The organism is Paraburkholderia sp. GAS33 (assembly GCF_050436645.1).
In the GTDB taxonomy this organism is placed as follows: domain Bacteria; phylum Pseudomonadota; class Gammaproteobacteria; order Burkholderiales; family Burkholderiaceae; genus Paraburkholderia; species Paraburkholderia phenazinium_B.
Map to the genome: position 1 here is coordinate 1,112,087 of NZ_JBNDMP010000001.1, position 12,053 is coordinate 1,124,139.

Genomic DNA, 12,053 nt, shown 5'->3' on the forward strand with positions numbered 1-12,053 from the left:
CATGCTCGATGACTTTTCCCGCGCGCTGCGCTTCAAGGCGCATTTGTCGGTACTCGACGCGGGGCCCGATACGCTTTTCATCGTTGACGAGACCCGGCGCTCGGTTCTGCGTGGTGCGGTCTATGTGAGCATTGCCGCGTGTTTGCGCGAGAGCATGACGATTGCTCAAACGATAGCGACACTCTCGGCGCGTTTCTCCGACTGGCAAGTTCTGGCGGCACTCGATCATCTTGAGCGCCAGGCCTATCTCCGAAGCGATGCGCCTGACGAACTCGATGCCGCACGAGGTTTCTTCGAACGCACGGGGCTTAACGGCGACCGCGCTTGCGAGCAACTCGCGCAACTGCGCGTCGCGGTCGAAGCATTTGGTGTCGACCCGGCACCCCAGGAGCGGGCCCTCGCGGCGTGCGGTATCGAGGTGGACCGCGAGGCACCTTTCGTGATCGCGCTCGTCGATTCATATGCGCGGCGCGAACTCGCCGAGGTAACCGAACGCGTGTTGGCACGAGGCGGCTCGGTGCTCGTCGCGATGCCCTACGGCATACAACCGCTCATCGGGCCGCTGCTGGGCCCCGAAGACAATGCGCCGGACGCGCCTTGCATTGCGTGCCTGCGTTACTGGACCTCGCTTAACCAGCCGGTGCAGACCTTACTCGCGCGTCACCACGGCGATGAGGCATTGCGTCTCGCGCCGGCGCATACGCTTGCCAGCGTCGCCGCGGTCAGCGCTTTCGCTGCAGCGCTGATCCAACAGATCGCGGTGAGCGAAGCGCGGCGCGAGCACGCTCGCCGGCATATTCTTTCGTATCGCATCGACACGTCGGCCACGGCGTCACATCGTGTGGTGCGGCGCCCGCAGTGTCCTCATTGCGGCAATCCTCACTGGATGCAGGAACAGGTCGCGCGCGCGCCGATCCTCAAGGGGAGAGACGTGCTCGCCTCACGCGAGGGCGGCTTTAGAAGCATCGAACCGCAGGGCGTCCTCAAGCGCTACGCCCATCTCGTCTCGCCGGTCAGCGGTGCGATTGCCTACCTGCATCCGATGCCGGGCCGGCATGCGGGCCTTCGCCATGTCTATGTGGCTGGCTATCTGGTTTGTCCACCCGGCATTCCGCGCACGAACCGCTTCGACCGCGTCTGTTCCGGCAAAGGCCGCACCGACGAGCACGCCAGGGTCAGCGCGCTTTGCGAAGCCATAGAGCGCTTTAGCGGCGTGTATCAAGGCGATGAAATGACGGTGCGGGCCAGCATGCTGGAATTGCGCGGCGGGAATGCACCTGGTGACGGCTCTCCGGTCGCTGTCAACGAACTTCAGCAATTCAGCGAAAGCCAGTTCGCGCGCCGCGATGCCATCAATGCCCTGACCGAAGATGTGCGCAAGCAGGTGCCGCAGCGCTTTTCCGGCGACGACGTCATCGACTGGACGCCCGCATGGTCATTGAACACGGGAATGCGCCATTGGGTGCCGCTCTCGTACTGTTTCGCCGACACGCCGGACTCGGCCGAAGGTTTGACGTTCTGCGTTCATAATCCGAACGGTAGCGCGGCGGGCTCGTGCCTTGAGGAAGCCATCTTGCAGGGCTTGCTTGAACTGGTCGAGCGCGATGCGACGGCAATCTGGTGGTACAACCAGGTGCAACGGCCCGCTGTGGATATCGCGAACTTTCGTGATCCTTATTTCGATGCGCTCTTGCGTGAGTATGAGTCGATAGGCTGGCGTCTGTGGGCGCTCGACATCACGCACGATCTCGGCATCCCCGTTATCGTCGCGTTGGCCGAAAACCTCGCGACGGGACGCTTTTCGATCGGCTTCGGCTGCCATCTCGACAGTCGAATCGCTTTGCAGAGGGCGCTGACCGAGGTCAATCAGCTACTCGACGTGACAGCTGATGCACCGCCCCCATGGGACGCGGCAAAACTGTCCTCGAAGCAGTTTCTGTATCCTGCCACTGACCAGACATCCGTCGATGCAATCGTGCACGCGCCAATCGACGCGCGTGAACTAAAGGATGCCATCGAGCAGTGCGTGAGCAGGCTCTATGCGGCAGGCATGGAGGTGCTCGTCGTGGACAAGACCCGGCCCGATCTCGGACTGCCCGTGGTCCAGGTCATCGTGCCGGGCTTGTGCCATTTCTGGCCGCGTTTTGGCGCTATGCGGCTTTATTCGGTACCGGTTAAGCTAGGCTGGCTCAGTCGCGCCCATAGCGAAGAGGAATTGAATCAGGCGTTGCTGTTTCTTTGAGCCGGATTCGATCAAGGCGCGCGCATCGCTCCGCCAGTTCGTCATAAATAGGCGCTCCGTGATATTTTTCGACGTTTTTGTTGTGCAAGAATTTTCTCGTATTGAACCCGCTTCATAACGGAGAAAACATGCGACTGTCACTGTATCCGGGATTGCTAACACGCTGTCTAGATGGCTTGTTCACCGCTATCGAAGCAGGTGCGGTGTGCGCGCAGTGCACGTTTGGCCGCCTCGGCGTGGTACCGGTCGCAGTAACCCTCGCGGCAGGAATCGTCAGTGGTGCCGCCCATGCCCAGGCAACGGCAGTCGAGATCGGTTTTGCCGCGCCCCTTTCCGGCAACTCCGCCAACTTCGGCAAAGACATGCAGATGGGTGTTCAGTTGGCCCTTGACGAAGTCAATGCCGGGCAAGTCGTCATCGCTGGAAAGCCGGTGAAATTCGAACTCCAGGTGCAGGACGACCAGTCGGATCCGCGAATTGCGGTGCAGGCGGCGCAACACCTTGCGGATGAAAAAGTGGCCGCAGTCATCGGACACTTCAATTCCGGCAACACGCTTGCCGCTATCCCCGTCTACCAGCGCGCGGGCATCCCCCTGATCGTTCCGTGCTCCTCGAATCCGACCATTACCCATCAGGGCTTCGATTTGCTGTACAGGCCATACGGTACCGATTTCACGGTCGCGGAGAGCGCAGCCCATTACGCCGTGGAAACCTTGAAGGCCAAACGGATTGCTGTCGTCGATGATCGCACCACCTTTGGCCAGGGCATCGCAGACGAATTCGAAAAGGGTGTGCGGGCTGCTGGCGGCACCATAGTGACACACGAGTACACGACGGATACCGCAGTCGACTTCCGGGCCATTCTGACTTCAATCAAAAGCGATCGCGCAGATCTTGTCTTCTTTGGAGGTCTAAGCAATCAGGGCTCGTTGTTCGTCAAGCAGGCCCGCCAGCTCGCATTCGACGGACAACTGATGGCAGGTCCCACCTTTGCCAATCAACACTTCCTGCAACTGACGGGAGACGCGGCCCAAGGAATGATCGGGATTGAACAAGGCGCGCCATTGGCCCAGCTCGATAGTGGCCGCGCTTTCCTGAAGAAATTTCACGACAAGTACGGAACGGATCCGATCGGCTTCGCAGGCTATGCGTATAACGCAACGCTGGTCGTCGTCAACGGAATGAAACAGGCGAATTCGATCGACCCGGCAGTGTTTGGGCCCGCGATCAGCAAACTTTCTTTCGATGGCATCCTGGGTCCGATTTCGTTCGACAAGAATGGCGACCTCAACGATGCGAAAGTCACCCTCTACAAAGCAGGCACGAATTCATGGGGCGCCGTAGCTACGGTTAGCGCCAAATAACACACCCGACCCGACGATATGACAACCCCCGGGAACGATCAGATGTCTTCTGGAAGCGCAGTGACTGCGCATGAAGGATCCGTGACGATACGCGCCGGTGTGGACATCGGCGGCACTTTCACCGATGTCGCGCTTGAGTGCGGCACAACGCTGTATTCGGCCAAGGTTTTGACCGATTACGCTCAGCCCGAACGGGCGATTGTCGAAGCCATGCGGCGCGCTACGGCGCAGGCCGGTATCGCCATGAGCGAGGTTCAGGCGATTGTCCACGGCACGACACTCGCCACCAATGCGTTGATCGAGCGGCGGGGGGCGTACACGGCATTCATCACTAGCGACGGTTTCCGCGACGTGATCGAGATGCGGACCGAAAGCCGCTTCGACCAGTACGATCTCGGCATTACGCTGCCCAAACCCCTGGTGCCGCGTCAGGATCGACTCACGCTGCGTGGACGTATGAGTGCTAGCGGAGCAGAGCTTGTTCCGCTCGATGAGAAACAACTGGATGGAATCATCGGGCACATTCGCCACGCGGGCTATGAGAGCGTGGCAGTAGGGCTGATGCATAGCTACATCAATCCGGCCCACGAACGGCGAGTTCGCGAGCGCCTGCTCGAGGCCATGCCGTCGCTTGCGGTATCGCTTTCGTGCGAGGTGTCGCCCCAAATCCGCGAATATGAGCGCTTCAACACGGTCTGTGCGAACGCGTTTGTGCTGCCCCTGATGTCATCCTATCTGAACCGGCTGGCTGGGTCACTGCGTGAGGCCGGGGTCGACTGCCCCATCTACATGATTCACTCCGGCGGTGGACTCATGTCGCTGCGTAGTGCTGCCGCATTGCCGGTGCGCCTGCTGGAATCAGGGCCGGCGGGCGGAGCGATATATGCAAGCCACGTCGCTGCCCGCTTTGGCCTGGGTCGCGTGCTGTCGTTCGATATGGGCGGTACGACCGCGAAGATCTGTCTCATCGAGCAGCAACGTCCAAAGACAGCTCGCACCTTCGAAGTGGCACGGACGTATCGTTTCAAGAAAGGCAGCGGAATGCCTATTTCAATCCCCGTCATCGAAATGGTCGAGATCGGGGCTGGGGGCGGCTCAATCGCTCATGTGGATGAGTTACGCCAGGTGCGTGTCGGTCCGGAAAGTGCCGGGTCAGAGCCAGGGCCTGCCTGTTACGGCCGCGGAGGCGAGCGGCCGACTGTGACCGACGCGGATCTTCTGCTAGGCAAGCTCGATCCAGCACGTTTCGCTGGCGGCAGCATGCAACTGTTTGCCGATGCGGCGCGAGTTGCTGTCGACGACCATATCGTAAGGATGTCACACCATTTAGCGGCAGACACCGATGGTGAGGAGGCAAGCAGCCATACTCCGGAAAACCGCATCGTAGATGCAGCATTCGCTGTTGCCGAAGTGGTTGACGAAAATATGGCTAATGCGGCCCGCGTTCATGCAGTCGAAAACGGCTGCGAACTCGATACTTATACGATGATCGCTTATGGCGGCGCCGCTCCTTTGCACGCCGGCCGCATTTGCGAAAAGCTCGGAATCCGGCAGTTTTTAGTGCCACCGGGTGCGGGCGTCGGATCGGCGATCGGATTTCTACGTGCTCCTTTCGGCTACGAATCGCTGCGCAGCAATGTTATGCGACTCGACAGATTCGACGCGGATGCGGTTAATGCACTGATCGAGGACATGGCGGCAGAAGTCACTGCGTTCGTACGCGAGACGGGCTACGAGGGCCCTGCACATCGAACACTGCGAGCTTACATGCGTTACGCAGGGCAGGGATGGGAGATTCCTGTCGATGTGTCTGTGGAACGCTTCGTTGGTGAGGACGTTCCGGCGCTGCGCGAGTCTTTCGAGAAGGCCTACCTGACCTTGTTCGGTCACACGGTTGCAGGACTGGATGCAGAGGTCGTCAGTTGGGCACTGCAACTGCGTACGGATGTGGCGGAACCGGAGCGCATGAGTATCGCCAAGGGTAACCCGTCGGGCCTCTCGCGTGAGGGTCAACCTGTTGAACGGCGCCTGGTATTCGATGCGCAAAGCGGTCGATTTCATGACTGTGCGATCTACGATCGAGAAAGTCTGCAGGTCGGAGAGCGCCTTGCGGGTCCCGCGATCATCGCCGAGCGGGAAACCTCGACGCTGGTGCCGCCGCGCTTCAGCGTTATCCTGCAGCACGACGGTTGCCTGCTGGTTGACCGAAACGAAGGAGTGGCGTGATGGATCATCACGAGACAGAGCAGACTGTGGCAACCACACCGCAGGAATCCGCCCCGGACTTCAAGGTCCGCGAGCAGATCATGTGGAATCGCCTTATTTCGGTGGTCGAAGAACAGGCGGTGACGCTGATCCGTACAGCGTTCTGTACGAGTGTGCGGGAAGCGGGTGATCTTTCCGCCGGCGTTTTTGACGGGCAGGGGAGGATGATCGCGCAGGCGGTGACGGGAACGCCCGGACACGTGAATTCAATGGCTGAGGCGGTTGGTCATTTCATTGAGCGCTTTGGTCCGGAGCAGCTCTTTCCTGGCGACGTTCTCGTGACAAACGATCCGTGGTTGGGTACGGGACATCTGCACGACATCACGGCAGTTACACCAGTGTTTCGCGAGAGTGCACAACCGCACGACGCGGGAGTGGCGCCTCGGTTGATCGGTTTTTTCGCTTCCACGGCACACGTTGTCGATATCGGGGGACGTGGCTTCGGCCCGGATGCAAGAGAGGTGTACGAAGAGGGGATCTGTTTGCCGCCGATGAAGCTGTATCGGCGTGGAGAACTGAACGAGGATCTCATTGCAATCCTGCGCAGCAACGTGCGCGAGCAGGACCAGGTCATTGGGGACTTCCATTCGCTTGCTGTCTGTAACGACACCGGTCGCCGACGCCTCATGCAGATGATGGACGAGTTCGGTCTCGACACGTTGGAGAACCTGGCGTCATTCATTTTCGAGCACAGTGAGCGTGCGACACGCGAGAAGATCGCGGCGTTGCCGAGAGGCGAGCACAGCTACCGGATGACCGTCGACGGGTACGATCATGAGATCGACCTTGCCGTAAAGGTTCATGCGCAGGGCGATACGATGTATGCCGATTTCAGCGGTACGTCTGGCCCAAGTGCATACGGCATCAACGTGCCGCTGACGTATACGAAGGCTTACGCCTGCTATGCGTTGAAGTGCGCGATTGCGCCAACCATTCCGAACAACTGGGCTTCGCTGCGGCCTTTCGTCGTGACCGCGCCAGACGGCTGTATTCTCAACGCACCGCGCCCGTGCGCGGTAGCAGTACGCCATGTTCTCGGCCATTTGCTTCCGGACGTGGTGCTGGGCGCTCTGCAACCTCTTTGTGCGGATATTGTGCCTGCCGAGGGTGCGAGCGCGCTCTGGAACCTGCAGATGGCGTTCGAAGGCACGCGTGAAGATACGCTTGCGAACCGTCATCAGATGCTGACATTTAACAGCGGAGGCACCGGCGCGCGGCCTCATAGCGACGGACTCAGTGCAACCGCGTTTCCGAGCGGCGTCCAGACGATGTCCGTCGAGGTCACCGAAAGCGTGGGGCCGGTCGTCATCTGGCGCAAGGAATTGCGACCCGATTCTGGAGGCGCGGGCAAATGGCGCGGGGGGCTCGGGCAATGCATCGAGATCAGCGCGCAGGACGGCTATCGTTTCAGCCTTAATGCCATGTTCGACCGCGTCCTGAATCCGGCGAGGGGGCGCGAAGGGGGAGGGGACGGCGCAGCGGGCATTGTTGCGCTGGACGACGGGACATATTTGCGCTCCAAGGGCAACCAGGCTATTCCGCCTGAGCGGCGTCTGGTGCTTTCGCTGCCTGGTGGCGGTGGATATGGTTCTGCCGCGCAGCGTAATGTGGCTCAGGTCAGGGCGGATGTTGCCGCGGGGTATCTGAGTGAGGATTTGGCCAAGGTTCAGTATCCGGGGGCTTTTGATGAGTGATGCCAATGAACTGTGCCTTAGGCAGTCATGTCACTTAGCGCTGCGCACACGCGCTTGATAACATCCGGCCAGTCTCCGATCGTGCGTTGACGGAACAGACGAACGGATGGGTACCACGGACTGTCATCACGCTCAAGTTGCCATCGCCAGTCGCAATTGACCGGCAATAGCAGCCACGTCGGCTTGCCCATGGCCGCGGCGAGATGAGCCGTCGCCGTGTCGACGCTGATTACGAGTTCGAGGTTCGCGATGATGGCCGCAAGGTCGGAGAAGTCGTTGATCTCGTCACCGAGGTATTGAAATGATGGCGTGCTCGCGAGGTACGCTGCGTCGTGCGCGTGCAGACCCTTTTGAATGACGAATACGTCTGCCTGGGCGAGAAGTGGGGTGAAGGACGCGAGAGACGCGGAACGGTTGCGGTCGTTACCATGCTCCGGATTCCCCGACACCGCGATGCCGAGACAAGTGGTATGCGCTCGAGCAGGTTGTAGTCGACGGCGCCACGTCTCAGTGGCTTGCGGATCCGCACGGAGGTATCCGGAGACGTACGGGATCAACGAGGACTCTATCTTCAATGCGTCAGGAAGGCTAAGCAAGGCGATCGCGAAGTCGCAGGCGGGAGGCGTCTCACCTCTGGCAATGACCTGAATGTTGCGAAAATTTTCAGTGACTAACGCCTTTAGCGGGGGTTGAACCTCAAGCACGATGTCAACGCCGCGCGCTCTCAGTGCAGATGCGTAGCGGCAAAACTGGATGGTGTCCCCGAAGCCTTCGTCGGCCCAGATCAGCAGGCGCTTGGCCGTGATGTTTTCTAAGCCTGACCATACTGGAACGTCGGCATGCCGGCGGACGTTGGGTCGGGCACAGCGCCAGCGCGATTCGAATCCTGCCCATCCCTTCAGGTATTCGCCTCTTTGCAGATGCAGCAGACTTGCGTTGAAACTTGCCTCGGCGTGGTCGGGATCGATTGATAGCGCGTGCTCGTAGCTTGACATTGCTGCTTCGGGTTTTCCCAGTGCCTGCAAGGCCATGCCCCGGATATTCAGGGCTTCGACCTGAGCAGGGTAGAGGGAAAGGGCGTGGTTCGCGGCGGTCAGCGCTTCGTCATACCGCTGCTGATGGAGCAGTACAAAGGCTCGATCGGTCAGCACCTCGCTATTCCTCGGTGCAATCAGCACGGCGCATTCGAGCACTTCCAGCGCCTCTGAATAGCGCTTCAGGGAGCTCAGGGAACGCGCTTGTCCGAGACGCGCCTCGACGTTCTCTGGTTCATCAGATAACGCTTGCTGGAAACTGCTCAGTGCGTCGGTGAAGCGCTGAAGTTGCAGCAGGGCGGAGCCGCGACCGCAGTATCCCTGTGCGGTCATATTTTGTTGGTCCAACGCAGCGTCAAAATCTTGCAGCGCGCCGTGCGCGTCGCCGAGGTATGCGCGTAAGATGCCGCGGTTTTGAAGAGCGAAGTGCAGATCGGGCTGGATCGCGAGGGTCTGGTTAAAACTTGCGATGGCTTCCTCGCGACGGCCGAGCGTCACGAGGGCGTTGCCGCGGTTGTTCCATGCTTCTGCCAGGTCGGGCTTGACTTGCAATGCTGCGTCGAAGCTGCGTAAGGCGTCCTCGACGTCACCGCGCTCCAGGTGCAGGACACCCAATTGATGCAGGGCGAAGGTGTGATCCGGTTGAAGTGCAATGACGCGTTCGAAGCTCGCTATTGCGTCGTTGCGTCTTGCCGGATCATTCCGGGCAAGTCGGGTTAAAACGTTGCCCAGGCCCAGCCAGGCACCGACGTTGCTGGGATCGATCGTTGTGGCTCGTTCAAAGCTTGCACGTGCCTCTTCGTTTTGATCAAGCGATTGCAAGGCGAGCCCGAGATTGACATGGGCTGCGGCGTTTTCCTCGTAGACATCTAGTGCTTGTCGGATCAGGTCTACGGCGAGATCAGGTCTCTGGGACTGGTATGCGGTGACGCCGAGCAAATGAAGTGCGTCGGGGTGCTGGGGTTGTGTGCGCAGCACAGCTTCGTATAAGGCTTGGGCTGCAGTGAGATTGTTTCGCCGATGGGCCTGGACGGCGTCTGCGAGTAATTGGGCGGTTGTTGGCTCGTCGGCCTCGAGCTTTGGGGCAACCGGGGCTGGCCGTTTTTCGTTGGTGGGGTTTTCGGGGCACATCGCGCAATTCTACGAGTCTGGAAACACCTTCGCGATAGTATCTTCGTGGAGCGTCAATTCACGACGGCTCGGTGGCGGGACCGGGCGTTTCTAATGAGCCAGAACGGACACTTCATTTGCTCCCAACAGTCCGTCGTGAACGGGGTTGCCAGGAGGACCGCTGCCGCTGGCTAATACATGTGCTCGATGCCCGGGGGCATTTCGACCCAGGAGTGCATGCGTTCTTCGTACACGGAGAAATTCGGGGCCGGAAATGTCGGATCTGCGAATGCCCCGACGGCGATGATGATGCTGTCTTCACGTTCGTCATTGATGTAGTACACCGTGGAACCGCATGTGGGGCAGAAATGGAACGTGCTCTTGCTTCCGCCGTCACCAACCCGAACGAATGTGTTTGATGTACCGGCAATGGTCACCGACCCCGCGGGGAATCGTGCCTGTGCCGCGAACACGCTACCGGATCTGCGTTGGCAATCCAGGCAGTGGCAAACGGAAACGCCAACCGGCGCAGCCGACGTCATGGCTGTGAGTCGACCACAAGCGCAGCTGGCGATTCGATTCGTTTCGATCATTCTATTTGCGCTCCTAAACTTGGCGTTATATACGTCTAGTGTCAATGCTTCCGAACCCCTTGAGCTGCTCAGACGTTCGACGAGGCAAAAAGTCTGTTGTGGCAAGCCGAGCTGCACGAAGTGGCTTGCCACTGTATGGCTGGAAGTATTGGTCCATCGCGCCGATGCACGTATTCAGGCTATGTCCGGCGCATGTAGGCGTTTCACGTCTCACCCACCCGCTTCGTGCTCTCATCCAAACCGAACACAATATACCGGCGGCAAATGCGCTGAAATCAAATGCCAGCTTTCGCCGCCATCGTCGGATGTCCATAGCGCGCCAGTGGTCGACCCCATCGCGAGGCGCGTGCCGGATTCGTCTACAGCGAGCCCGTGCCGATACACAAGGTCATACGCCGGTGCAGGCGGTAACCCTTTCGAGAAGCGCTCGAAAGTGCGGCCTCCATCGCGTGTGCGCGTGACGACGAACTGGCCGTCTACCGGGATCCGGTACTGGTCTTTGACGGCGGGCACGAACCACGCAGTGTCCGGCTCGCGCGGGTGCACGGCAACCGCGAAGCCGAAACTCGATGGCTGTGCTTCGATTCGCTGCCAGTGGGCAGCGCCGTCGGTCGAGCGGAAGATCGCGCAGTGATGCTGTGTCCACAGCACATCGGGGTTTGCCGTGCATTGCACGACGTGGTGCGGGTCTTGCACGTTGGCATCGCCACGCCGCTCTGGGGGCATATAGTCGGCCTCCATGCCCTCGGCACTCAGGCGCCAGGTCGCACCACCATCAGCCGTTTGCCAGACACCGCCGCACGACACGCCGATCGTCACGTGCCGGCTGTCGCGCGGATCGACCATCACGGAATGGATGCCCGGCGCGTCGTAGCCGCCTCCGAGCCATTCGCGGCGCTCCGGGCGATCCCACAGTGCACGGTTGAGTACCCATGTGTCGCCACCATCCTCAGAACGAAAGAGCCCACCGGGAATTGTGCCGGCCCACAAGACGCCCAGCTCATCCGGGCCGCCGGTTTCGAGCGACCAAATTTGCTGAAGCGTCCAGGGCGGCGGGCTGGGCGCGGCCGCGCTCGCATTGTCCGCGCCGTCACTGGTATGCGTCTCGTCCGCTGGCTGCGGCGGGTAAATGGGGACCGCGCACTCTTCCCAATCGGCCATGCCCGCGCGCCGGCGATGCAGTTTCACGCCGAAGTGGCCAAGATTGAGCGCGGCATACAGCGATCCGTCGCGCGGATCAGGTAGCACCATGCTCACCGGCTCGCCGGCGAAATACGGGTCTCCGAGGGCCCAGCCGCCCCCAGCGTCGGCTTGCAGAACGAATAATCCCTTGCGAGTTGCAACAAGCAATCGATCGCTCATGTCGAGTGTCCCCTGGAGTACGAGTGGAACCTTCTTATCCGCCCGAAAGCGCTTGTATGACGTAAACCTGGCTTTCCTCGCCGATCGCATCGGACAGACGTTGTCGGTCGCGCACCGGGCGGCCATCGACAAACACAGAGAGATGCCTTCGCAGCGAGCCCTGATCGTCAACGATGTAGCCGCGCAGTCGAGGTTGCGCGGCGAAGACGGCCTCGAGTGCCTCGCCGAGCGTGTGCGCGTCGATCTCACGCTCGGGCGTTGCGATGTGCCGTTGAATCGAAGCAGCGAAGAAGATGCGCGCCATGGCGGGGTAGCCGAGCGGGAACGGCCTTGTTCGTCGATTCTGAAGTTTAAACGATCCGCCTTGTGCTTCGGGGAATCGCCATACA

The 12,053-nt window shown here is 60.3% G+C and carries 8 protein-coding genes; 4 read left to right on the forward strand and 4 right to left on the reverse strand.

The genetic code is table 11. From position 1 onward, the window contains the following. Window position 1 precedes the first annotated feature (1 nt). The 4 genes from P3T24_RS05070 (at window position 2) to P3T24_RS05085 (ending at window position 7,565) form a co-directional block, all read left to right on the forward strand. On the forward strand, window positions 2-2,242 hold the full coding sequence (locus P3T24_RS05070; protein WP_429433251.1) for a TOMM precursor leader peptide-binding protein: 2,241 nt from the start codon (window positions 2-4) through the stop codon (window positions 2,240-2,242). Between the two features lie 128 nt (window positions 2,243-2,370). Continuing rightward, complete coding sequence (locus P3T24_RS05075) at window positions 2,371-3,606, forward strand: branched-chain amino acid ABC transporter substrate-binding protein (RefSeq protein ID WP_429432898.1); 1,236 nt, start codon at window positions 2,371-2,373, stop codon at window positions 3,604-3,606. 42 nt (window positions 3,607-3,648) lie between these two features. Beyond that, window positions 3,649-5,832 (forward strand): hydantoinase/oxoprolinase family protein, encoded by a 2,184-nt coding sequence (locus P3T24_RS05080; protein WP_429432900.1) that lies wholly within the window; start codon window positions 3,649-3,651, stop codon window positions 5,830-5,832. Then, on the forward strand, window positions 5,832-7,565 hold the full coding sequence (locus P3T24_RS05085; RefSeq protein ID WP_429432902.1) for a hydantoinase B/oxoprolinase family protein: 1,734 nt from the start codon (window positions 5,832-5,834) through the stop codon (window positions 7,563-7,565). Before P3T24_RS05080 ends, P3T24_RS05085 begins: the two co-directional genes overlap by 1 nt. Window positions 7,566-7,582: 17 nt before the next feature. Here P3T24_RS05085 and P3T24_RS05090 read toward each other — a convergent pair whose 3' ends face one another. The 4 genes from P3T24_RS05090 to P3T24_RS05105 form a co-directional block, all read right to left on the reverse strand. Further along, window positions 7,583-9,730 carry a tetratricopeptide repeat protein gene (locus tag P3T24_RS05090; protein WP_429432904.1) on the reverse strand — a complete coding sequence of 716 codons (2,148 nt, stop codon included), beginning with the start codon at window positions 9,728-9,730 and terminating at the stop codon, window positions 7,583-7,585. Window positions 9,731-9,900: 170 nt separating this feature from the next. Beyond that, window positions 9,901-10,302 (reverse strand): GFA family protein, encoded by a 402-nt coding sequence (locus P3T24_RS05095; RefSeq protein WP_429432906.1) that lies wholly within the window; start codon window positions 10,300-10,302, stop codon window positions 9,901-9,903. 231 nt (window positions 10,303-10,533) lie between these two features. Then, on the reverse strand, window positions 10,534-11,664 hold the full coding sequence (locus P3T24_RS05100; RefSeq protein WP_429432908.1) for a WD40/YVTN/BNR-like repeat-containing protein: 1,131 nt from the start codon (window positions 11,662-11,664) through the stop codon (window positions 10,534-10,536). Window positions 11,665-11,698: 34 nt separating this feature from the next. After that, window positions 11,699-11,968 (reverse strand): MoaD/ThiS family protein, encoded by a 270-nt coding sequence (locus tag P3T24_RS05105; RefSeq protein ID WP_429432910.1) that lies wholly within the window; start codon window positions 11,966-11,968, stop codon window positions 11,699-11,701. Window positions 11,969-12,053: the final 85 nt, after the last annotated feature.

Coding starts and splice junctions, on each gene's coding strand:
- P3T24_RS05070 (WP_429433251.1), top strand. CDS start 2: ATGCTCGATGACTTTTCCCGCGCGCTGCGCTTCAAGGCGCATTTGTCG.
- P3T24_RS05075 (WP_429432898.1), top strand. CDS start 2,371: ATGCGACTGTCACTGTATCCGGGATTGCTAACACGCTGTCTAGATGGC.
- P3T24_RS05080 (WP_429432900.1), top strand. CDS start 3,649: ATGTCTTCTGGAAGCGCAGTGACTGCGCATGAAGGATCCGTGACGATA.
- P3T24_RS05085 (WP_429432902.1), top strand. CDS start 5,832: ATGGATCATCACGAGACAGAGCAGACTGTGGCAACCACACCGCAGGAA.
- P3T24_RS05090 (WP_429432904.1), bottom strand. CDS start 9,730: ATGTGCCCCGAAAACCCCACCAACGAAAAACGGCCAGCCCCGGTTGCC.
- P3T24_RS05095 (WP_429432906.1), bottom strand. CDS start 10,302: ATGATCGAAACGAATCGAATCGCCAGCTGCGCTTGTGGTCGACTCACA.
- P3T24_RS05100 (WP_429432908.1), bottom strand. CDS start 11,664: ATGAGCGATCGATTGCTTGTTGCAACTCGCAAGGGATTATTCGTTCTG.
- P3T24_RS05105 (WP_429432910.1), bottom strand. CDS start 11,968: ATGGCGCGCATCTTCTTCGCTGCTTCGATTCAACGGCACATCGCAACG.